General features: G+C 72.4%; 21 protein-coding genes. 12 read left to right on the top strand and 9 right to left on the bottom strand.

The window, feature by feature from the left end; genetic code table 11:
• Positions 1-72: 72 nt before the first annotated feature.
• Positions 73-2,250, bottom strand: coding sequence for a glutamine synthetase III (locus tag ACERUN_RS02920; protein WP_370288191.1), 2,178 nt, complete (start codon positions 2,248-2,250; stop codon positions 73-75).
• A gap of 204 nt (positions 2,251-2,454) precedes the next feature.
• On the opposite strand from ACERUN_RS02920, the gene ACERUN_RS02915 reads away from it, so the two are divergent.
• The gene (locus ACERUN_RS02915; RefSeq protein ID WP_370288190.1) at positions 2,455-3,888 is read left to right on the top strand and encodes a DUF222 domain-containing protein; all 1,434 of its coding nucleotides are present in this window, start codon (positions 2,455-2,457) and stop codon (positions 3,886-3,888) included.
• A 42-nt stretch (positions 3,889-3,930) separates the two neighbouring features.
• A complete protein-coding gene (locus tag ACERUN_RS02910; RefSeq protein ID WP_370288189.1) occupies positions 3,931-4,326 on the top strand; it encodes an RDD family protein in 396 nt (131 codons plus the stop codon).
• A gap of 21 nt (positions 4,327-4,347) precedes the next feature.
• Here ACERUN_RS02910 and ACERUN_RS02905 read toward each other — a convergent pair whose 3' ends face one another.
• The 5 genes from ACERUN_RS02905 to lipB form a co-directional block, all read right to left on the bottom strand.
• The gene (locus tag ACERUN_RS02905; RefSeq protein ID WP_370288188.1) at positions 4,348-5,061 is read right to left on the bottom strand and encodes a DUF4191 domain-containing protein; all 714 of its coding nucleotides are present in this window, start codon (positions 5,059-5,061) and stop codon (positions 4,348-4,350) included.
• 44 nt (positions 5,062-5,105) lie between these two features.
• Positions 5,106-6,053 (bottom strand): lipoyl synthase, encoded by a 948-nt coding sequence (lipA, locus tag ACERUN_RS02900; protein ID WP_370288187.1) that lies wholly within the window; start codon positions 6,051-6,053, stop codon positions 5,106-5,108.
• A gap of 51 nt (positions 6,054-6,104) precedes the next feature.
• Positions 6,105-7,166: an ABC transporter permease subunit gene (locus tag ACERUN_RS02895; protein WP_370288186.1), complete on the bottom strand. Its 1,062-nt coding sequence runs from the start codon at positions 7,164-7,166 to the stop codon at positions 6,105-6,107.
• Positions 7,163-8,092 carry an ABC transporter ATP-binding protein gene (locus ACERUN_RS02890; protein WP_370288184.1) on the bottom strand — a complete coding sequence of 310 codons (930 nt, stop codon included), beginning with the start codon at positions 8,090-8,092 and terminating at the stop codon, positions 7,163-7,165. The genes ACERUN_RS02895 and ACERUN_RS02890 overlap by 4 nt, the downstream gene beginning before the upstream one ends.
• Before the next feature lie 91 nt (positions 8,093-8,183).
• On the bottom strand, positions 8,184-8,948 hold the full coding sequence (gene lipB / locus ACERUN_RS02885) for a lipoyl(octanoyl) transferase LipB (RefSeq protein ID WP_370288183.1): 765 nt from the start codon (positions 8,946-8,948) through the stop codon (positions 8,184-8,186).
• A gap of 105 nt (positions 8,949-9,053) precedes the next feature.
• On the opposite strand from lipB, the gene ACERUN_RS02880 reads away from it, so the two are divergent.
• Positions 9,054-9,632: a hypothetical protein gene (locus tag ACERUN_RS02880; RefSeq protein ID WP_370288182.1), complete on the top strand. Its 579-nt coding sequence runs from the start codon at positions 9,054-9,056 to the stop codon at positions 9,630-9,632.
• Between the two features lie 8 nt (positions 9,633-9,640).
• Here the strand turns inward: ACERUN_RS02880 and ACERUN_RS02875 are convergent, their stop codons facing one another.
• A complete protein-coding gene (locus ACERUN_RS02875) occupies positions 9,641-10,549 on the bottom strand; it encodes a TIGR01777 family oxidoreductase (protein ID WP_370288181.1) in 909 nt (302 codons plus the stop codon).
• Between the two features lie 150 nt (positions 10,550-10,699).
• Between ACERUN_RS02875 and ACERUN_RS02870 the strand changes: the two genes are divergently transcribed.
• Together ACERUN_RS02870 and ACERUN_RS02865 are read left to right on the top strand one after the other, a co-directional pair.
• Positions 10,700-11,254, top strand: coding sequence for a DUF6318 family protein (locus tag ACERUN_RS02870; RefSeq protein WP_370288180.1), 555 nt, complete (start codon positions 10,700-10,702; stop codon positions 11,252-11,254).
• 410 nt (positions 11,255-11,664) lie between these two features.
• Positions 11,665-12,078, top strand: a complete 414-nt coding sequence (locus tag ACERUN_RS02865; RefSeq protein WP_370288179.1) for a PKD domain-containing protein — start codon at positions 11,665-11,667, stop codon at positions 12,076-12,078.
• A gap of 67 nt (positions 12,079-12,145) precedes the next feature.
• Here ACERUN_RS02865 and sucB read toward each other — a convergent pair whose 3' ends face one another.
• Positions 12,146-13,921 (bottom strand): 2-oxoglutarate dehydrogenase, E2 component, dihydrolipoamide succinyltransferase, encoded by a 1,776-nt coding sequence (gene sucB, locus ACERUN_RS02860; RefSeq protein WP_370288177.1) that lies wholly within the window; start codon positions 13,919-13,921, stop codon positions 12,146-12,148.
• Between the two features lie 70 nt (positions 13,922-13,991).
• Between sucB and ACERUN_RS02855 the strand changes: the two genes are divergently transcribed.
• The gene (locus ACERUN_RS02855; RefSeq protein ID WP_370288175.1) at positions 13,992-14,378 is read left to right on the top strand and encodes a hypothetical protein; all 387 of its coding nucleotides are present in this window, start codon (positions 13,992-13,994) and stop codon (positions 14,376-14,378) included.
• On the opposite strand, the gene ACERUN_RS02850 is transcribed toward ACERUN_RS02855, so the two are convergent.
• On the bottom strand, positions 14,338-15,852 hold the full coding sequence (locus ACERUN_RS02850; RefSeq protein ID WP_370288174.1) for a leucyl aminopeptidase: 1,515 nt from the start codon (positions 15,850-15,852) through the stop codon (positions 14,338-14,340). The two genes, ACERUN_RS02855 and ACERUN_RS02850, sit on opposite strands and share 41 nt — an antisense overlap.
• A gap of 33 nt (positions 15,853-15,885) precedes the next feature.
• Between ACERUN_RS02850 and gcvT the strand changes: the two genes are divergently transcribed.
• Genes gcvT through ACERUN_RS02820 form a run of 6 tightly spaced genes read left to right on the top strand, consistent with a single transcriptional unit; the run spans position 15,886 to position 20,454 of the window.
• Positions 15,886-17,001 carry a glycine cleavage system aminomethyltransferase GcvT gene (gcvT, locus tag ACERUN_RS02845; protein WP_370288173.1) on the top strand — a complete coding sequence of 372 codons (1,116 nt, stop codon included), beginning with the start codon at positions 15,886-15,888 and terminating at the stop codon, positions 16,999-17,001.
• Positions 16,998-17,267 (top strand): hypothetical protein, encoded by a 270-nt coding sequence (locus tag ACERUN_RS02840; protein ID WP_370288172.1) that lies wholly within the window; start codon positions 16,998-17,000, stop codon positions 17,265-17,267. Before gcvT ends, ACERUN_RS02840 begins: the two co-directional genes overlap by 4 nt.
• A complete protein-coding gene (locus ACERUN_RS02835; RefSeq protein WP_370288170.1) occupies positions 17,264-18,100 on the top strand; it encodes a PhzF family phenazine biosynthesis protein in 837 nt (278 codons plus the stop codon). Before ACERUN_RS02840 ends, ACERUN_RS02835 begins: the two co-directional genes overlap by 4 nt.
• 22 nt (positions 18,101-18,122) lie before the next feature.
• Positions 18,123-18,935 (top strand): thymidylate synthase, encoded by an 813-nt coding sequence (locus ACERUN_RS02830; RefSeq protein WP_370288169.1) that lies wholly within the window; start codon positions 18,123-18,125, stop codon positions 18,933-18,935.
• Positions 18,936-18,945: 10 nt separating this feature from the next.
• On the top strand, positions 18,946-19,476 hold the full coding sequence (locus tag ACERUN_RS02825; protein ID WP_370288168.1) for a dihydrofolate reductase: 531 nt from the start codon (positions 18,946-18,948) through the stop codon (positions 19,474-19,476).
• Between the two features lie 36 nt (positions 19,477-19,512).
• Entirely contained in the window at positions 19,513-20,454 is a 942-nt protein-coding gene (locus tag ACERUN_RS02820) for an LLM class F420-dependent oxidoreductase (RefSeq protein WP_370288166.1), read from the top strand.
• The last annotated feature ends 24 nt before the right edge of the window (positions 20,455-20,478 follow it).

Below are 20,478 nucleotides of genomic sequence, written 5' to 3'. Positions count from 1 at the left end.
GCAGCCAGGCCCAGCGTGGACGACGCACCGCGGCGTCAGCAGGCGGCTCCCGGAGGCGTCCGGGGGAGCGGATCAGAGGATGTAGAGCATCTCCTGGTAGGTCGGCAGCGGCCACAGGTCGTCGGCCACGACGCCCTCGAGAGCGTCGGCGGCACCGCGCACGTCGGTCATCGCAGTGAGCACCGTGTCGCGCACGTAGAGCGCCTCCTCGATGCCCTCGTGGCTGTGAGCGCCCTCGATCGCCGCCTTCAGCGATGCGATCCCGCTCTTGAGTGCACCCAGCGGCGCCGACACGGCCTCGAGGGCGGAGGTGTCGGCGTCCACACCGGCGGCCTTGAGGGCGGCGACGTTCTGGGCGAGCTCGGTCTGGTAGCGGATCGCTGCCGGCAGCACGATGGTGGTGGCGATCTCCATCGTCAGGTTCGCCTCGACGCCCACGGTCATCAGGTACTGCTCGATCGCCACCTCGTAGCGGCTGTCGAGCTCGCGCTCGTTGAACACGCCGTAGGTGGTGAACAGCTCGACGGCCTCGGGCGTCGTCCACTCGGGGATGGCGTCGACCGTGGTGCGCAGGTTCTTCAGACCGCGCTGCTCGGCCTCGATCTGCCACTCCTCGGAGTAGCCGTTGCCGTTGAAGATCACCGCGCCGTGGTCGGCCACGATCGTCGAGAGCAGGTCCTGCACGGCGATGTTGAACTCCTCGCCGGCGGCCAGCTTGTCGTCGAGGTAGGTGGCGCAGAAGTCGAGCGCCTCGGCCACGATCGTGTTGATGATGACCATCGGCGCGGCCACGGTCTGCAGCGAGCCCGGCGCGCGGAACTCGAAGCGGTTGCCGGTGAACGCGAACGGGCTGGTGCGGTTGCGGTCGCCCGGGTCCTTGGTGAGGTCGGGCAGCGTGTCGACGCCGATGGTCAGCGTGCCCTTCTCCTTCGAGCGCGTCGCCCCACCCTTGGCGATCTGGTCGAAGACGTCGGCCAGCTGGTCGCCGAGGAAGATCGAGATGATCGCCGGCGGCGCCTCGTTCGCCCCCAGGCGGTGATCGTTGGACGCCGACGCGACCGACAGGCGCAGCAGACCGCCGTACTTGTGCACCGCGCGGATGATCGCGCCGCAGAACACCAGGAACTGCGCGTTGTCGTGCGGGGTGTCGCCCGGCAGCAGCAGGTTGCCCTGCGGGCCGTTGCCGAAGGAGAAGTTCACGTGCTTGCCCGAGCCGTTGACGCCGGCGAACGGCTTCTCGTGGAACAGGCACTCCATGCCGTGCTTCTTGGCGATGGTGCGGAAGGTCGACATCAGCAGCTGCTGGTGGTCGGAGGCCAGGTTCGCCCGCTCGAACATCGGCGCCACCTCGAACTGCGCCGGCGCGACCTCGTTGTGGCGCGTCTTCGCCGGGATGCCGAGCTTGAACAGCGCGCGCTCGGTGTCGTGCATGAAGCCCAGCACGCGCTCGGGGATCGCACCGAAGTAGTGGTCGTCGAACTCCTGGCCCTTCGGCGGCTTCGCGCCGAACAGCGTGCGACCAGCGTTGAGCAGGTCGGGGCGGGTCAGGAAGAAGTGGTTGTCGACCAGGAAGTACTCCTGCTCGGGGCCGCAGTAGGAGACCACGTTCTCGGGCTCGGCGTGCCCGAAGTGCTTGAGCACGCGGATCGCCTGCGTCGACATCGCCTGCTGGCTGCGCAGCAGCGGCGTCTTGTGGTCGAGCGCCTCGCCGGTCATCGACACGAACACCGTGGGGATGCACAGCGTGTTGCCGTTCGGGTTCTCCAGCACGTAGGCCGGCGACTGGATGTCCCAGCCGGTGTAGCCGCGCGCCTCGAAGGTGGCGCGCAGGCCGCCGTTCGGGAAGGAGGAGGCGTCCGGCTCGCCCTGGATCAGCGTCTTGCCCGCGAACTCCGCGATCGCCGTGCCGTCGCCCACCGGCTCCAGGAAGCTGTCGTGCTTCTCGGCGGTCAGGCCGGTCAGCGGGTAGAACACGTGCGCGTAGTGCGTCGCGCCCTTCTCCAGCGCCCAGTCCTTCATCGCCGACGCCACGGCGTCGGCCACGATCGGGTCGAGCGCGGTGCCCTTCTCGATGGTCGCCGCCACCGACTTGAACACCGACTTCGGCAGCCGGCGCTGCATCACCGAGAGGCTGAAGACGTTCTCGCCGAAGACCTCGCCCGGGGTCTCGGCGGGGTCGAAGGACGCCGCCGGCGGGACGTAGGCCTCGACATCCTGGATGGCGCCGAGTCGGACGATGTTCGCTGTCATAGGGGGAGCTCCTGACGAGAGGGTGGGTCGGGCCGCCCGAGCGACACCGCTGACGCTAGGGCCCGCGTGTTGCGGGGGAGGCCCCGCGCGTTTCGGGGGCGTTACGGGTTGCTGTGAGCCGCGCCTCCTCCCGGCCGAGGGGCGTCATCCACAGGCGGCGTCGGGTTAATTGACTCGAACAGGTGTTCGATGCATCATCTTCGTATGAGCTCCTCCGCAGTCGTCAACCAGGCATCGGCCGTGGTCGCCTGCGTGCGTGAGCTCGTCGGGCTGCCCAAGATCGAGATGTCGGGCGATGAGGCCCTCCAAGCGGCCTCGCTCATCACCTCGAGCCGGGCCCTCCTCGATGCCACCCTGCTCCAGATCGCCGAGCAGCTGGAGTACACCGACGCCGCCGTCGCGCACGGCTGGGCCTCCACGAAGGACCTCCTCACCCACCTCACCGGCGGCCACCGCGGCGAGGGCGGTGGCCTGCTCCGCGCGGTCGGGCAGCTCAACCACGTGCCGCAGGTCCGCGAAGCGCTCGAGCAGGGCCACATCACGCTGCCGCAGGCGCGCGCCATCGCCGGCAGCGTCGTCACCCTCCCGCGCGACCCCGAGCTCCGCGAGGCCGTGGCCGACGGCCTGCTCGGCCTGGCAGTGGACGACGCGCTCGACGCCACCGGCCTCACCAACGCGCTGGACGACGTCGTCCGCGCGGTCGACCCCGACGGCCACCTCGTCGACCTCGAGCGCGGCCGCGCCCGCGCCGAGCAGGGTGCGCACATCCAGCGCTACTTCTCCGTGCGCCCCGACGGTCGCGGCGGAGCCTGGTTCCGCGGCTTTGGCAGCTTCGAGGACGCCGAGCTCGTGCGCTCGGTGCTGCTCGCCCGCTCCGCGCCCATGCCCAGCGAGCCGGGCGCGTGCGTGCGTGGAGCCGGCCCGTTCGGCACCGCCACCATGCCGTGCGACGTGCCGGGCTGCGCCCACGACGGCCGCGACCCGCGCGATTCCGGCATGCGCATGTGGGACGCCCTCGTCGACGTCGCCCGCGCGGTCGCCGACCACCCCGGCACGCCCACCGACCACGGCACCCGCCCCACCGTCGTGGTCGTCATCGACGAGGCCGACCTCCGCCGCCGCGTCGCCGACGCCGAGCTGCGCACCCACTTCGAGTTCGGCACCGGCGCCCTCCCGCCCGAGGCCCGCACCCCCGACGCCCACTACCTCGACGGCACCCCGATCTCGGTGCACTCGGTACGCCGGCTGGCGTGCGACGCCGGGGTGCTGCCCGTCGTCCTCGGCAGCGAGGGGCAGCTCCTGGACGTCGGCCGCCGCCACCGGCTCGTCACGCCGGCGATCTGGTCGGCGCTCGTCGTCCGCGATCGGCACTGCGCCTTCACCGGCTGCACGAGGCCACCGTCGATGACCGAGGCCCACCACATCGAGCACTGGGCCGACGGAGGAGCCACCAGCCTCGACAACCTGGTGCTGCTGTGCCGCGTCCACCACCGCTTCGTCCATGCGAGCCCGTGGACGATCCGGATGGATCACGACACCGGGAAGCCCGTCGTCATCCCGCCGCCACAGCGCACGACGCTCTACCCGGGGCAGCATCCACCGCGCCGGGCCAGCGATCCACCATCGCGCGCCGCCTGACGCGGCGGCGCCCGGTGCCGACCCCTTCGCTAGCGTGGAGGGGTGATCGAGAACGTGTCGTGGGCACGGCGCATGGGTGCGCTGCTGGTCGACTGGATCCTGTGCACCCTGGCCGTGATCATCGTCGTCGGCTTCGACAGCTACACCGACCCCGGCTCACCGACGTCCTACGCCGTGCTGGTGCTCTTCGTCGTCGAGTCCGCGCTGCTCACCTGGCTGGCCGGTGGGTCGGCCGGCAAGCTGCTCACCGGCCTGTGCGTGGTGCCCGCCGACGGACACCTGCGCCGCCTGCCGTGGTGGAAGGCGTTCGGGCGTCAGATCCTCATCGCGCTGATCATCCCGCCGCTCGTCTTCCGCGCCGACGGCCGCGGCCTGCACGACATCTTCGCCGGCACCTCGACCGTCACCTTCAAGACGCTGCGCACGCTGATCAAGTAGCGGGCGGAGCGGCGACGGCGATCAGCGGCCGCGCAGCTGGCCGCGGTTGCCCTTCATCGACGTCGGCACCGGGCCGCGGGGGAGGGGGACCTTGGGGCGGGCGGCGTCGAGGGCGCGCAGGCGCTGACGGATCTCGGTGATCTCGGCCGGCTTCACCGCGCGCTTCATCTTGGTGAGGCTCTTGGTGAGCTTGTCGAGCGGCACCTGGCCCTCGTCGGTGCCGACCATGATCGTCGAGACCGGGTAGTCGCCGAGCACGCGCTCGTGCTTCTTGGTCTCGCTCACGAGCAGCGGCTTCACACGGTTGGCGTTGCCCTCGCCCACGAGCACGATGCCCGGAGGGCCGACGACGCGGTGGACCATGTCCTGCTGCTTGGTGAAGCCGACGACCTCCTCCACGATCCAGCCGCGGCGCAGCATCGTCAGCGCGCGGGCGCCGGCGCCGAGCTGGCCGTCGAGACGATTGAAGGCGGCCTTCTGAGCGCGTCGTCCGAAGACGATCATCAGGCCGAGCAGCGCGAGCAGGAAGGTGCCGATGCCGGTGAGGATGTTCTTGAAGATGCCCTCGCCCGGCAGCACGAAGTAGAACAGCGCGAAGCCGAGGCCGCCCGAGATCAGCGCGGCGCCGAGCATCCACCAGGTGATGGCCGGGTCGACCTCGCGAGACATCTTGTAGGTCTCGAGGATCTGACGACGACGGCTCATCGTGCGGGGATCGATCGGGGTGGTCGACATCGGTCGGCTCTCTCCTCAGGCGCGCAGGTGGTGCGGGTCGTGGCTCAGGCGGTGACGCCCGCGCGCTCCTCGCGCGCGGCCATCGCCTGACGATACAGACGCCCGGCGCGGTACGACGAACGCACGAGCGGGCCCGAGAGGACGCCGGCGAACCCGATCTCCTCGGCCTCGGCGGCGAGCTCGACGAACTCCTCGGGCTTCACCCAGCGCTCGACGGGGTGGTGACGCACCGACGGGCGCAGGTACTGGGTGATCGTGATGAGCTCGCAGCCGGCCTCGTGCAGGTCGCGCAGCGCCTGCGAGACCTCCTCGCGGGTCTCGCCCATGCCGAGGATGAGGTTCGACTTGGTGACCAGGCCGAAGGCCCGCGCCTGGGTGAGGACGTCGAGGGAGCGCTCGTAGCGGAACGCCGGACGGATGCGCTTGAAGATGCGCGGCACGGTCTCGACGTTGTGCGCGAGCACCTCGGGGCGCGACTCGAAGACCTCGCGCAGCAGGTCGGGGTCGCCGTTGAAGTCGGGGATGAGGTTCTCGACGCCGGTGCCGGGGTTGAGCTCGTGGATGGCGCGCACGGTCTCGGCGTAGAGCCAGGCGCCGCCGTCGGGCAGGTCGTCGCGGGCGACGCCGGTGATGGTGGCGTAGCGCAGCTCCATCTGCTGCACCGACTCGGCCACGCGGCGCGGCTCGTCACGGTCGAGCGGCTGCGGCTTGCCGGTGTCGATCTGGCAGAAGTCGCAGCGCCGGGTGCACTGATCGCCTCCGATGAGGAAGGTGGCCTCGCGGTCCTCCCAGCACTCGAAGATGTTGGGGCAGCCGGCCTCCTGACACACGGTGTGGAGGCCCTCGGACTTCACCAGCTTCTGCAGGGCGGTGTACTCAGGGCCCATCTTGGCCCGGGTCTTGATCCAGGACGGCTTCCGCTCGATCGGGGTCTCCGCGTTGCGGACCTCCAGACGGAGGAGTTTGCGTCCTTCGGGGGCGGGTGCGCTCACCCGATCAGCCTACTCCCGCCCGGTCATGGCCCCCGCACTCGCGCACGCCCCTCACCGCACGTCGCGGCGCCGGAACGACCAGGCGGCCGATGCGGCGAGCACGAGCAGGATGACACCGACCGTCAGCAGGCCCTCGACGTAGGTGATGGTCGAGAGTTGCCCGCACTCGCCGACGGTGAAGCAGTCCTCGTAGCGATAGGTCTCTGCGCTTCCGGACGCCAGGGCGTCGACGCTGAGGAGCGGGTTCCACGTGTCGTCACTGCCCAGTGTCGAGGGCACGATCGCGAGCAGCAGCGTCGTCCCCACGAGTACGCCGAGCGTGCCGACGGTCGAGCGCAGCAGCGCGGTGAGTGCGAACCCGAGAAGTGCTGCGAGCGAGGCGAACACCATGCCGCGCCCCACGGCCTGCAGCGTGCTCGACAGCGACGCGGTGGCGGCCGGCTCGCCCCGGCCTGCCGCCACGCCGTTGAGCACGGCCCAGTAGAGCCCGAGGACCACGCCCGCCGCGACCGCGGCGACCAGCACCAGCGCCGCGAGCTTGCCCGCCAGAAGCCGCAGGCGCCGCGGCTCCACCAGCAGCTGGTTGGCGATCGACCCGGTGGCGAAGTCGTGCCCGATCGAGGTGGCGGCCGCCAGCAGCGCGGTCAGGCCCAGCACGAGGACGACGAACAGCCCGCTGCCGTCGTCCTGCTCGTCGTCGACCGTCAGCGGCGAGCGCTCGTAGACGAAGTCGCCCGGGTCGAGCGAGTCCCGGCACAGCTCGACGAAGCTGGGAGCGTCGTCGACATCCGGATCGCCTTCGATGGCGAAATCGGCGGGCTGCTTCGTGCAGTCCTCCACGCTCTGCGCGAACTCGTCGCTCGCGAGGTACTCCGCGCGCTGTTGCTCCGCCTGCGCCCGTTCGGCCGCCGTGATCGGCCGTGTCTCGACCACGAGCACGGCGCAGGTGATCGCCGGCACCAGCACCGCCACCAGGAGCAGCCCCAGCACAGCGCGACGTCGACCGAGGCGCAGCAGCTCGACGCGCACCAGTCGCCCGAAGGTCGCGCGCTGATCGGGGTGGCCAGCACCGTCGCGGCGGGCCCGGTACGCCTGCTCGAGCGGGGCGCTCACTTCGCCGCCCCCAGCTCGGCGCCGCGGGTGAGCTCGAGGAACACCGACTCCAGGTCGCGGGCCAGCGGATCGAGGCGCCGCAGCCACACGCCGTCCTTGCCGAGGGTGCGGGTGATGCGGGCGGGGTCGGCCGCGCTCACCCGCAGCACCCCGCCGCCCTCGTGGACGACGCCCAGCCCCGCCGCGCTCAGAGCGGCGAGTGCGTGGTCGGCGTCCTCGGGCGCCACCTCGACGAGGTGGGCGTCGCTGTCGCCCAGCAGGTCGGCGACCGTGCCGGAGGCGAGCACCCGCCCGCGGCCCACGATCGTGGCCGCGGTGCAGACCTGCTCGATCTCGGCGAGCAGGTGCGAGCTGAGCAGCACGGTGACGCCGTTGGCGCCGAGGCCGCGGATCGTGTCGCGCACCTCGCGGATGCCCAACGGGTCGAGGCCGTTGGTGGGCTCGTCGAGGATAAGCAGGTCGGGCCGCTTGAGCAGGGTCGCGGCGATGGCGAGGCGCTGGCGCATGCCGAGGGAGTAGGTGCCGTAGCGGTCGTCGGCGCGCGAGTCGATCTGCACGGTCTCGAGGGCGGCGTCGACCTCGCTGCGCGGCACACCGAGCACGTCGCCGAGCAGGCGAAGGTTGAGCCGTCCGCTGAAGCCGGGCGTGAAGCGCGGCGACTCGACCACGGCGCCGACGCGGCCGATCACCGCGGGCAGCTCGTCGGGCACCGGGCGGCCGAACAGCCGCATCGTGCCACCGGTCGGCCGGCTCAGACCGAGCAGCAGGCGGATCGTGGTGGTCTTGCCCGATCCGTTCGGGCCGATGAGGCCGTGGACGCCGCCGCCGGCCGCCACGCGGAGGTCGAGGCCGTCGACGGCCACGTGGTGGCGGCGCCGGCTGCGGTACTCCTTGCGCAGGCCCGACGTCTCGATGGCGAGGTCCATGGGGGAGCCCTCTTTCTGCCGAAGGGGGCTGCCACTATGGCGCGCTACCGCGACCGCCCGCAGCACGATGGGCGGAGTGTCGGGTAAAGCCTCAGCGCGCGGGGTAGCTGAGCACCGCGATGCCGGGAGCCCCGACGGGCGCGGGGTTCTTGGCCGGGTCGGGGCGCGGTTCGTAGTCGGGCGTGGCCTCGTAGGGCTCCCACGCCAGCAGTCGCGCGAGGTGGCGGCGCACGGGGTCGAGCACCTCCGTCACGGGCACGTCGCGGCCGAGCTCGCGGCTCAGCGAGGTGACGCCGGCGTCCGCGATGCCGCACGGCACGAAGCGCTCGTACCAGCCGAGGTCGACGTCGCAGTTGAGCGAGAAGCCGTGCATCGTGACGCCGCGGCTGACACGGATGCCGATCGCGGCGATCTTGCGCTCGGGGCCGCGCTCGTCGGCGCGCAGCCACACGCCGCTGCGGCCCGGCACGCGGGCCGTCTCGACGCCGAGCTCGGCGCACACCGCGATCAGCGCCTCCTCGACCCGGCGCACGTAGTCGACGACCTTCACGTGGTCGGGCAGGCGCACGATCGGGTAGCCGACCAGCTGGCCGGCCCCGTGGAAGGTGATCTTGCCGCCGCGGTCGACGTCGACCACCGCCGCGCCGCCGGTGTCGGCCGGGCGCTCGTGCGGCAGCGTGCGCTTGCCGGCGGTGAACACCGGCGGGTGCTCGAGCAGCAGCACCGTGTCGGCCGGCGCGGCCGGGTCGGCGTCCGCCACCTCCGCGTGCACCTCGCGCTGCAGCTCCCAGGCCGCCAGGTAGTCGAGGGCCTGTGCTCCGAGGCCCACCTCGCGGAAGGACACGCTCCTGCTCATGTCTCGACCCTACTCCCGCCGACTGCCCGCGGCCCCGGCCCAGCCCTTGCACAGCCCTGTGGACGACGCCCGGCGCCCGCGGCCGATCGGTGCCACCGTGGACGCATGGCACTCGGACGGTCATCGGTCGCTCACCGAGCACGCGGCGGACGACGCCGCGCACGCCGGTCCCCGGCCCGCGCTCTGCTCGCGGTCGCGGTGGCGATCGGTGCGACCGGCATCGGTGCGGCGGGCGCGGCGGTGGTGGGCGGACGGCTGGCGGGGGAGCACGACGGTGGGCGGGCGTCGTCCACGAGGGCGGAGGCGGCGGCGCTCGACGTCCTCGCCGCCTGGGATGCGCAACGCGCCGGCTGCTGGGCACGCGGCGACCGCGCCTGCCTGCGCGGCCTCTACGTGGAGGGCTCGCCTGCCGGCCTCGCGGACGACGCAGCCCTCGCCGCGTGGCGCGCCCGTGGGCTGCGGGTGGAGGGGATGGGCTCGCAGGTGCTGGCGCTCGACGTGTGGCACCGGTCGCCCGAGCGGCTGCTCCTCGACGTCACCGACCGCACGGTCGGGGCGATGGCGGTGGACGCCGCCGGTCGCGCACGCGCGCTGCCCGCCGACCAGCCCTCGCGGCGCACGGTCGACCTGCGCCGCACCGACGGGCGCTGGCGCGTGCTCGCCGTGCGCGAGGCCCGGCCTTGATCGCTCGACTAGCCCTTGAGGCCGGTGGTGAGCACGGCGCGGACGTCGGGGTCGGCGAAGGTGAAGCCGAGGTCGAGCAGCGCGGCGGGGCGCAGGTTGAGCGAGTTGAGCAGCTCGGGTGAGAACTCGCCGGCCGCCACCTTGAGCACCGCCTTGGGGGCGCGGAAGAAGGCCGGCCGCTTCACCAGGCTGGCCAGGGTTTCGGTGAACTCGGCGTTCGTGGGCGTCTGCGGCGCGCAGAGGTTGAACGGGCCGGACGCCGTGGGGTGCTCGATGAGGAAGACGGTCGCCGAGATCCAGTCGCGCAGCGAGATGAGCGGGGCGTACTGCTTGCCGTCGCCCAGCTTGCCGCCGAGGCCGGCGAGGAACTGCAGACGCTGCTGCTTGAGCGGCGGGTTGGAGCGGTCCTGCACGGGCGCGGTGCGCAGCAGTGCCACCCGTGCGCCGGCCTCGCGGGCCGGCGCCGTGGCGGCCTCCCAGTCGCGCGAGACGGAGGTGAGCAGCGCGTCGCCGCGGGAGTCGGAGGCCTCGGTGAGCACCTCCGAGCCGTGGTCGCCGTAGTAGGCGACGCCCGAGGCGTTCACCAGTGCGGGCGCCTTGCCGGCAGCGGCTGCCGCGGCGATCGCCTTCGACACCGTCCCGCTGGTGGCCACGCGGCTGGCGCGCACGTCGTGGGCCCACTTCGAGGAGTGCACGTTGCCCACCAGCGGCGAGCCCCCGAGGTTCACCACCACGTCGGACGCCGCCACCGCGGCCTCGTCGATCTCACCCGCGTCGGGGTTCCACTGCAGCTCGCCCGCACCCGAGGGCGCGCGCCGCACCAGGCGCGTGACCGAGTGGCCGCGCTGGGCCAGGTCGGCGGTGAGGTGGGTGCCCAGGAAGCCGGAGGCGCCGGCGACGATCACGTTGAGGCTCACGCGATCAGCCTGCCAGCACGCTGGTGGCGGCGGCGAGCCTCAGCGGCCATCCACAGCCGAGACGCAGGTGGTGGTGCACCGGCGGGCTCGCGCGTTACCTTGCCGCTGACGTCCTGGTCCTGGGCGTCGTGATTCTCTCGGGAGGACCTCATGCATCTCATCACCCGCGCGCTGGCCGTGCTGGTCGCTCTGTCGCTCTCGGCGTCGCTCGGCGCCTGCGGCGGTGGCGAGGACGACGACGCCTCCGCCCCGATGTCGCCCGGTGCGCCGTCGGTCTCGGCGTCCTCTGCGGCGTCGGAGGCGACGGCTGCCGATGACCTCACCGTCGCGCCGCCGGGGGAGACGGCGGAGCAGTTCATCCGGCGGTGGTTCGCCCTGGTGAATCACGCCCAGCGAACTGGCGATGTCGAGGGCATGCTCGAGGTCAGCGGACCAGATTGCGACTCATGCCGCGGATTCGCCCGGGAGATGAAGTCGATCTACGCCGCAGGTGGAGAGGTCCGAGGAGGGGACGACGAGGTCATCTCGCTTAAATCCGAGAGCAAGACCCAGTGGGTCGTTCAACTGCGGGCGGAGCCTTCGGAGTTCGAACGTCGACGAGGCGCAGCAACTGAGTCCTTCCCTGGCGGCCCACATCGCTCCCGCATGTACCTGGTCGATCTCGACGGTCGCTGGATCGTCGGTGCCACAGAGAGCCTGACCTGATGCGTTCGGTCGTGGTTGGCGTGGTTTTCGCGCTAGCACTACCCCTGCTGGGTGGCGTCCTCGTTCCGCCCCCAGCGTCTGCCGCATGCGGGGCATCGGCCAATTTCTGGAGCGCGAAGGAGACCTGCACCTCGCGACCGGCTCAGGGCGGCGCCAAGAGTGCCGCGAATCGCTCTCCCCGAAAGAAGCGCGCGTTCGCTGGTAAGCCGGTGTGTGCGCTGCGTGTCGGCGGTGCCTGTGTACGGGGCGTTCCATGCACGGATGCAAGTGGTCAATCGGGCTCGTATGTCGTCATCGCCAGCGAGGGCGTGAAGCGTCCGGGCCGTGCCTGCGTCCCGGCACCCAGTCGTCCTGGCCAACCCGTCGCACCCGCGCCGCCCGCGGTGTCGGACGCGCTCGTGGCGCGAGTGATGCGCACGCTCGACTGGCAGGTGCCCGGCTTGGCCGTGCAGCCGCCCGGCGGCGCGACGCTCGTCAACCTCGCCACCAACGTCTTCGCGCGCGGCGAGCGGGTGCAGACCCTCACGACCCAGCTGCTCACGCGCCGGGTGACGATCGAGGCGCGAGCGGTGCGCTACGAGTGGTCCTTCGGTGACGGCGCCCGCCTGACCACGGCACAGCCCGGCCGTCCCTATCCGGCCCTCGACGTCACCCACCGCTATCCGGCGCCCGGTCGCTTCCGTCTGACGCTGGCGACCTCGTTCACCGGTCGCTTCCGCGTCGATGACGGCCCGTGGCGCCCGGTGCCGGGCGAGCTGCGCCTGGTGGCGCCGGCCCAGCCGCTGCGGGTGGTGGAGGCGCGGCCCCAGCTGCGCGGCGAGTAGCGGACGCGAAGAAGCACGCGACCCCCGACCGGAACCGGTCGGGGGTCGTCGTGTGAGCGGGTGAGGGTCAGACCTCGAACTGGCCCGCCTCGAGGCGCTTCTTCAGGTCGCGCAGGAAGCGGCCGGCGTCCGCGCCGTCCACGACACGGTGGTCGTAGGTGAGCGCGAAGTAGACCATGTGGCGCACGGCGATGGTCTCGCCGAGGTCGGCGTCGTCGATCACGACGGGACGCTTGACCACCGCACCGGGGCCGAGGATGGCGACCTGCGGCTGGTTGATGATCGGGGTGTCCCACAGGGCGCCGAAGCTGCCGAGGTTGGTGATCGTGAAGGTGCCGCCCGACAGCTCGTCGGGGCCGATCTTGTTGGTGCGGGTGCGCTCGGCGACGTCGGAGATCTTCTTGGCCAGACCCGAGATCGACAGATCGCCGGCGTCCTTGACGACCGGGGTCAGCAGACCCTTCTCGGTGTCGACGGCGAAGGCGACGTTCTCGCGGTCGTAGTAGGTGATCTCGCCCTTGTCGAGGTCCAGCGTGGCGTTGAGCGCCGGGTGGGCCTTGAGGGTGTCGATCGCGGCCTTGGTGAAGAACGGCAGGTAGGTGAGCTTCACGCCCTCGCGGGCCTGGAACTCCGCCTTCTTCGCCTCGCGCAGGCGGGCGATGTTGGTGACGTCGATCTCGACGACCTGGGTGAGCTGCGCGGAGACGTGCAGCGACTCCACCATGCGCTCGGCGATGATCTTGCGCAGGCGGGTGACCTTGACGGTCTGACCACGCAGCGGCGACGGCGCCACCGAGGTCGGCGCAGCAGCGGAGGACGACGCGGCCGGCGCGGCAGCCGGGGCGGCGGGAGCGCTCGCGGCGGACTCCTTGGCCTTGGCGGCGTCGAGGACGTCCTGCTTGCGGATGCGACCGCCCACGCCGGAGCCGTTGACGGTGGCGAGGTCGACGCCGTGCTGCGCGGCGAGCTTGCGCACGAGCGGCGTCACGTAGCCCGGGCCGTCGGCGTCGGACGACGTGCTCGCCGCGGGGGTGGGCGTCGCAGCCGGCGCGGCGGGAGCGGCCGGCGCAGGTGCGGGGGCGGCGGGGGCAGGAGCGGGCTCCGGCTCCGGCTGGGGCTCAGGAGCGGGCTCGGGCTCCGGGGCGGCTTCGGGCTCGGCGGGGGCGGCCGGAGCAGCCGGGGCGGCGGGCGCGGCGGCCGGGGTGCCGGAGCCGACGATGGCGAGCTCGGCGCCGACCTCGACGGTCTCGTCCTCGGCGGCCTTGATCTCGAGCAGCGTGCCGGCGACCGGCGAGGGGATCTCGGTGTCGACCTTGTCGGTGCTGACCTCGAGCAGGGGCTCGTCGACGGCGACCTCGTCGCCGACCTGCTTGAGCCAGCGGGTCACGGTGCCCTCGGTGACCGACTCGCCCAGGGCCGGCAGCGTGACGGCGGTGCCGCTCGCAGCGCCGCCGGAGGCGGCGGGAGCCTCGGCAGCAGGCGCCTCCTGAGCGGGCGCCGGCTCGGGCTCGGGCTCGGGCGCAGCCTCGGCGGCCGGGGCCTCGGCGGGGGCCTCCTCAGCGGGGGCCGCCGCGGCGGGAGCCTCACCACCGGCGGGGGCCTCGTCGGCCCCGCCGACGACGGCGAGCACAGCGCCGACCTCGACGGTGTCGTCCTCGTTGGCACGGATCTCGATGAGGGTGCCGGCCACGGGGGAGGGGATCTCGGTGTCGACCTTGTCGGTGCTGACCTCGAGCAGGGGCTCGTCGATCGCGATCTGGTCGCCGACCTGCTTCAGCCAACGGGTGACAGTGCCCTCGGTGACGGACTCACCGAGGGCGGGGAGAGTGACTTCGGTCGCCATGGGGTTCATCCTTGCACCCCGCCCACGCCGCATGGCAACGGCCCACCCGTGGTTAGGGCAAGATAAGTCCATGGCCTGGTGGGACCGGTTCCGTGGTGGCGGCAAGGTACGCATGAGTAACCCCGCGAAGGACGGCGCGCGCACCGGCTCGACGCGCGTGCGCGCCTCCGACAAGGCCGACGAGCAGCACCTGCACGCCTGGCTCGAGGGGCGCCACGGCGTCGAGGGTTTCGTCGAGCCGCGCACGGCGGTCAGCGAGGTCACTCTGCTGCTCGTCGCCCACGACGGCGCGTGGACACGTCGCCGCGTCCCGTCGGTGCAGTGGGCGCACGGCTTCTGCAACCGCCTGCAGATCCCGAGCTACGACGCCGCGGTCGTCGGCATCCCGCAGCGAATGCGCGACTACAACTCCCGCGTCAGGCAGGAGCAGAAGAAGCAGCGGCCGCCCGGCCTCTGACGACCTCCACGAGGGTGGCCACGCTGTAGCCGGTGGCGCCCGGCACGAGGTGGCCCTGCGCGCCGCCCTTGATGAACGTCGGGCCGGCGATGTCCATGTGGGCCCATGAGCGGCCGCCGGTGAAGGCCCGCAAGAACGCCGCGGCGAAGAGACCGCCGCCCCAGCGCACGCCGTCGTACTGGGCGATGTCGGCGATCTTGGACGAGCGGATCCGCTCCTCCATCGCCTCGGGGATCGGCATGGGCCAGGCGTCCTCGCCCGCGGCGGCAGCGGCGGCCAGCACCTCGGCCACCGCCTCGTCGCCGCCCATGACACCCGCCATGCGCTCGCCGAGGGCCATGACCATGGCGCCGGTGAGGGTGGCGACGTCGACGATGAGGTCGGGTTCGCGCTCGACGGCGCGACCGAGCGCGTCGGCCAGCACCAGTCGGCCCTCGGCGTCGGTGTTGATGATCTCGACCGTCTGCCCGTCGTAGGCGCGCATCACGTCGCCGGAGCGCATCGAGGCCTCGCCCACCATGTTCTCGGCGAGCGCCGCGAAGGTCGACACCTGCACGGGCAGGCCGAGGCGGGCGATCGCGAGGGTGGCCTGGACGACGCTGGCGGCGCCGGCCATGTCCTCCTTCATCGTGGCCATGCTCGACGACGGCTTGATCCACAGGCCGCCGGAGTCGAAGGTGATGCCCTTGCCCACGAGCGCCACGTGCGCCACCGGGTTCTTCGGCTTGTAGGTGAGCTCGACCAGGCGCGGGGGAGCAGCGGACCCGGAGCCCACGGCGAGCAGGCCGCCGCAGCCGAGCTCGGCGAGCTGCTGCTCGTCGAAGACCTCGACCTTGATCTTCGCCCCGCCCGACACCTGCTTGTTGGTGGCCTTCACGGCCGCCGCGATCGCGTCGGCGAACACCGGCGGGGTGAGGTCGCCCGGAGGGGTGTTGACCCAGTCGCGCGCGCCGATCACGGCGTCGACCACCGCGTTGGCGGGCTCGACCGCACCCGACACCTCCGCGCGGCGAGCCGCCGGCGTGAGGACGACGACCTCCGCGGGGTCGGTCGGCGTGCCCGGGCGCGACTTGTAGGTGGTGAATGTGTAGCCGCCGAGGCGCCACCCCTCCACGACCGCGCGCACCAGCTCGCCGGAGTCGGCCGGCAGGGCGATCGCCACGGACGCGGCGTTCGTGACCGCGCGTGCCGCCGCGCCGGCGGCCTTGCGCACCGAGGCCGGGCTCGCCTCGGCCCCGAGGCCCACGAGCACGAGGAGGGGCGAGGTGATGGTGCCGGCGGTGGGCACCTTGACGACCTCGCCGGCCGCCCCCGTGGCGCCGACCGTGCTGAGCAGCGGTCCGAGCTTGCGGCCGTAGGCCTTCACGACGTCCTCGGCGCCGGGTGCGAGGCGACCCTCGGAGAGCACTCCCACGACGACCGCCTCCGCCCGGGTCTTGGCGGGGCTGGCCGAGCGCAGGGTGAAGGTCGTCACCGGCGCAGGATAGCGACCGATACATTGGCCGCCATGGCCCCCACGCTCACCTCGCCCCTGCACGAGCGCCACGTCGCGCTCGGCGCCAAGTTCTCCGAGTTCGGCGGCTGGTCGATGCCGCTCGAGTACGCCACCGGCGTGGTCAAGGAGCACACGGCCGTGCGCGAGGGCGTCGGCATCTTCGACGTCAGCCACCTCGGCAAGACCGTCGTGCGCGGGCCCGGGGCCGCCGACCTGGTGAACGCCACGCTGAGCAACGACCTCGGCCGCATCGCTCCGGGCGGCGCGCAGTACAGCCTCGTCCTCGACGAGGCCACCGGCGGCATCGTGGACGACGTCTTCGTCTACCTCCACAGCCCCGAGCACGTGCTGCTGGTGCCGAACGCGGCCAACAACGCCGAGGTCGCCCGACGCCTCGCCGAGGCTGCCGCCGTGCAGCAGCCGGGCGTCCAGGTCACCGATGAGCACGCCGACCACGTCGTCCTCGCGGTGCAGGGCACGCTGAGCGACGAGGTGCTCACCGCCGCCGGATTCGGCATCGACCACGACTACCTCACCTTCGTCGAGGCGCCCTTCGAGGGCGAGCAGGTCGTCGTGTGCCGCACCGGCTACACCGGCGAGCGCGGCTACGAGCTCATCGCGCCCTCCTCGGTGGCCCTGGCCCTGTGGGACGCCCTGCTCGCTGCGGGCGAGCCCCACGGCATCACCCCGGCCGGCCTCGGCGCACGCGACACCCTGCGCACCGAGATGGGCTACTCCCTGCACGGGCAGGACATCTCCGCCGACGTCACCCCCAACGAGGCGCGCCTCGGCTGGGCGGTCGGCTGGTCGAAGCCCGCCTTCTGGGGGCGCGACGCCGTGGTGGCCGAGAAGGAGGCCGGTGCGAAGCGCAAGCTCGTCGGCCTGCTCGCGGCCGGGCGCGGCATCCCGCGCCCGCACATGAGCGTGCGCCTGACCCCCGACGTCCTGCTCGGCGAGGTCACCTCCGGCACCTTCTCGCCGACGTTGAAGAAGGGCATCGCGCTCGCGCTCGTCTCCACCTCGGTCGCCGACGGCGCCGAGGTGAGCGTCGACATCCGCGGCCGCAGCGAGGTCTTCACCGTCACCAAGCCCCCGTTCGTCCAGCCGTCCGTCAGGGAGTCCGCATGAACCTGCCCGAGCAGCCCTCCACCTTCCGCCCGGCCGCCGAGCCCGAGCAGCCCTGGCGCTGGCGCCTCGAGGACGCCTCCGGCGCCGAGGTGACCCTCACCGGCGAGGGCGCCGAGGCCTACGGCGACCGCACCTTCGCCAACCAGAGCGACGCCGAGTCGTGGATCGGCGAGACCTGGTCGCCGCTGCTCGACCTCGGGGTGGCCCAGGTGACGCTCTTCGAGGTCGACCGCCAGGTCTACGGGCCGATGTCGCTCAGCGCGTGAGCACGCGTGGGTTCCGGCAGGTCGACGTCTTCACGGCCGTCGCGACGCTGGGCAACCCGGTGGCCGTCGTCCACGATGCCGAGGGGCTCAGCGACGAGCAGATGCAGGCCTTCGCCCGCTGGACCAACCTCAGCGAGACGACCTTCCTGCTCGCCCCGGAGCACCCGGACGCCCACTACCGGCTGCGCATCTTCACCCCGGCGCGTGAGCTGCCCTTCGCCGGCCACCCCACCCTCGGCTCGGCGCACGCCTGGCTCGAGGCCGGTGGCCGGGCGGGCGCCGACGGCACCGTGGTGCAGGAGTGCGGGGTCGGCCTGGTGCGCCTGCGCGCGACGGACGGCCGGCTCGCCTTCGCCGCGCCGCCGCTGATCCGCGAGGGCGCGGTCGAGCCCGGGACCGCCGCGCAGGTCGTGGCCGGGCTGGGCATCGACGCCGCCGACGTGCTCGAGATGGCGTGGGCCGACAACGGACCGGGCTGGGTCGGCGTCCGCCTCGCGAGCGCCGAGCAGGTGCTCGCCCTCACGCCGTCGATCCGCGACCTTCCCGTGGACGTCGGGGTGATCGGCCCGCACGCCGACGACGCCGAGTGCGACGTGGAGGTGCGCGCCTTCGTGCCGCACGCGGCGGGCATCGGCGAGGACCCCGTCACCGGCTCGCTCAATGCCTCGCTGGCCCAGTGGCTGGCCGGGCGGGTGCTGCCGTCGTCCTACGTGGCGGCACAGGGCACCGTGCTGGGGCGCCGCGGGCGCGTGCACATCGACACCGACGACGACGGCGTGATCTGGGTCGGCGGCGACACGCTCTCGACGGTGGTCGGCACCGTCACGCTCTGAACCGGCCGACTACCCTGAGCACGTGCAGGCCTACAACGACCTCCTCCACCGCATCCACGACCACGACGTCGAGAAGGGCGACCGCACCGGCACCGGCACGCTGAGCGTCTTCGGCCACCAGATGCGCTTCGACCTCGCCGCGGGCTTCCCGCTCGTGACCACCAAGAAGGTGCACACCCGCTCGGTGTTCGGTGAGCTGCTGTGGTTCCTGCGCGGTGACACCAACGTGCGCTGGCTGCAGGAGCGCGGCATCAGCATCTGGGACGAGTGGGCCGACGAGGTGGGCGACCTCGGGCCGATCTACGGCTACCAGTGGCGCTCGTGGCCCGCGCCCGACGGGCGCCACATCGACCAGCTGCGCCAGGTCGTCGAGCAGATCCGCCGCGACCCCGACAGCCGCCGCCACATCGTCTCGGCGTGGAACGTCGCCGACATCGGCGACATGGCGCTCGCGCCCTGCCACACCATGTTCCAGTTCTACGTCGCCCCCGCCGACGACGGCGGCCCCGCGCGGCTCAGCTGCCAGCTCTACCAGCGCTCCGGCGACGTCTTCCTCGGCGTGCCGTTCAACATCGCCTCCTACGCCCTGCTCACCCACATGGTCGCCCAGGTGGTCGGCCTGCGGGTGGGCGACTTCGTGCACACCCTGGGCGATGCCCACCTCTACCTCAACCACCTCGAGCAGGCGCGCCTGCAGCTGACCCGCGACCACCGGCCGCTGCCCACGCTGCACCTGGATGCGAGCGTCACCGAGCTCGACGCCTTCGACCTCGAGCACATCACCATCGAGGGCTACGACCCCCACCCCGCCATCAAGGCGCCGATCGCGGTCTGAGGAGACGTCGATGAGCACCCCCGCGGGCCACCGCGTCACGATGGTCGCCGCCGTCGCCGAGAACGGCGTGATCGGCGCCGACGCCAACATCCCCTGGCACCTGCCGGAGGACTTCGCCCACTTCAAGGCCACCACGATCGGCCACGTCCTCGTGCTCGGACGCACCACCCACGAGGGCATCGGCAAGCCGCTGCCCGGTCGCGAGACGATCGTCATGACGCGCGACACCTCGTGGAGTGCGCCGGGGGTGCACGTCGTCCACTCGATCACCGACGCGCTCGCGAAGGCCGACGAGCTCATCGCCGCCGGTCTGCCCACCACCGAGGCGCAGGTGATGATCGGCGGGGGAGCGGCGATCTACGACGCCGCGATGCCCTACGCCGACGAGCAGGTGCTCTCCGAGGTGCCGCAGAGCCCCGAGGGCGACACCCACTACCCCGAGTTCTCGCGCCAGCGCTGGCGCGAGGTGCGCCGCACGCCCCGCGAGGGGTTCACGGTGGTGTGGTGGGAGCGCGTCTTCGCCTGCGGCACCACCGCGTAGTCCCCTTCGCGTCGCCCCCTCTGACAGGCTGGCGCCATGGATCTGCGCGTGTTCACCGAGCCCCAGCAGGGCGCCACCTACGACGACCTCCTCGCCGTCGCCCTGGAGTCCGAGCGCCTCGGCTTCGACGCCTTCTTCCGCAGCGACCACTACCTCCACATGAGCGGCGACGGCCTGCCCGGCCCCCCCGACGCGTGGACGACGCTCGCCGGCCTCGCCCGCGACACCTCGACGATCCGCCTCGGCACGATGATGACCAGCGCGACCTTCCGCCACCCCGGCGTCCTCGCGGTGCAGGTGGCGCAGGTCGACGCGATGAGCGGCGGGCGCGTCGAGCTGGGCATCGGTGCGGGCTGGTTCGTCCAGGAGCACACCGCCTACGGCATCCCCTTCCCCGAGACGGCCGGTGCCCGCTTCGACCGCTTCGAGGAGCAGCTCGAGGTCATCACCGGCCTGTGGACGACGCCCGTCGGCGACCGCTACGCCTTCGCCGGCCAGCACTACCGACTCGCCGACAGCCCCGCCCTGCCGAAGCCGACCCAGACGGGCGGCCACCGCGGCGGCGTCCCGCTGCTCATCGGCGGCCTCGGCAAGAAGCGCACGCCCGAGCTCGCCGCCGCCTACGCCGACGAGTTCAACCTGCCGTTCGTCGACGAGGACACCACCGCTGCGCAGTTCGCGCGCGTGCGCGCTGCCGCCGAGCGCATCGACCGCGACCCCGCCACCCTCACCTGGTCGAACGCGCTCGTGGTGTGCGTCGGCGCCGACGAGGCCGAGCTCGCGCGCCGCGCGGCCGCCATCGGGCGCGAGGTCGACGAGCTGCGCGCCAACGGCCTGGCCGGCACGCCCGCCGAGGTCGTCGACAAGGTCGGTCGCTACGCCGCGCTCGGCTCCCAGCGCCTCTACCTGCAGGTGCTCGACCTCGCCGACCTCGACCACCTGCGCCTGATCGCCGCCGAGGTGGCACCGCACGTCTGACGGCGGCGACGGACGATAGGCTGA

It is taken from the genome of Nocardioides sp., from assembly GCF_964229035.1.
GTDB lineage: Bacteria > Actinomycetota > Actinomycetes > Propionibacteriales > Nocardioidaceae > Nocardioides.
The sequence above is the reverse complement of the archived record's forward strand: the minus strand, read 5'-3'. Positions and strand labels throughout refer to the sequence as shown.

Excerpts from the sequence above, each read along its gene's own strand:
- ACERUN_RS02840 (WP_370288172.1), top strand. The coding sequence starts at position 16,998 with ATGAACCTGCCCGAGCAGCCCTCCACCTTCCGCCCGGCCGCCGAGCCC.
- gcvT (WP_370288173.1), top strand. The coding sequence starts at position 15,886 with ATGGCCCCCACGCTCACCTCGCCCCTGCACGAGCGCCACGTCGCGCTC.
- ACERUN_RS02905 (WP_370288188.1), bottom strand. The coding sequence starts at position 5,061 with ATGTCGACCACCCCGATCGATCCCCGCACGATGAGCCGTCGTCGTCAG.
- ACERUN_RS02915 (WP_370288190.1), top strand. The coding sequence starts at position 2,455 with ATGAGCTCCTCCGCAGTCGTCAACCAGGCATCGGCCGTGGTCGCCTGC.
- ACERUN_RS02870 (WP_370288180.1), top strand. The coding sequence starts at position 10,700 with ATGCATCTCATCACCCGCGCGCTGGCCGTGCTGGTCGCTCTGTCGCTC.
- ACERUN_RS02825 (WP_370288168.1), top strand. The coding sequence starts at position 18,946 with ATGAGCACCCCCGCGGGCCACCGCGTCACGATGGTCGCCGCCGTCGCC.
- ACERUN_RS02920 (WP_370288191.1), bottom strand. The coding sequence starts at position 2,250 with ATGACAGCGAACATCGTCCGACTCGGCGCCATCCAGGATGTCGAGGCC.
- sucB (WP_370288177.1), bottom strand. The coding sequence starts at position 13,921 with ATGGCGACCGAAGTCACTCTCCCCGCCCTCGGTGAGTCCGTCACCGAG.
- ACERUN_RS02855 (WP_370288175.1), top strand. The coding sequence starts at position 13,992 with ATGGCCTGGTGGGACCGGTTCCGTGGTGGCGGCAAGGTACGCATGAGT.
- ACERUN_RS02880 (WP_370288182.1), top strand. The coding sequence starts at position 9,054 with ATGGCACTCGGACGGTCATCGGTCGCTCACCGAGCACGCGGCGGACGA.
- ACERUN_RS02890 (WP_370288184.1), bottom strand. The coding sequence starts at position 8,092 with ATGGACCTCGCCATCGAGACGTCGGGCCTGCGCAAGGAGTACCGCAGC.
- ACERUN_RS02865 (WP_370288179.1), top strand. The coding sequence starts at position 11,665 with ATGCGCACGCTCGACTGGCAGGTGCCCGGCTTGGCCGTGCAGCCGCCC.
- ACERUN_RS02820 (WP_370288166.1), top strand. The coding sequence starts at position 19,513 with ATGGATCTGCGCGTGTTCACCGAGCCCCAGCAGGGCGCCACCTACGAC.
- lipB (WP_370288183.1), bottom strand. The coding sequence starts at position 8,948 with ATGAGCAGGAGCGTGTCCTTCCGCGAGGTGGGCCTCGGAGCACAGGCC.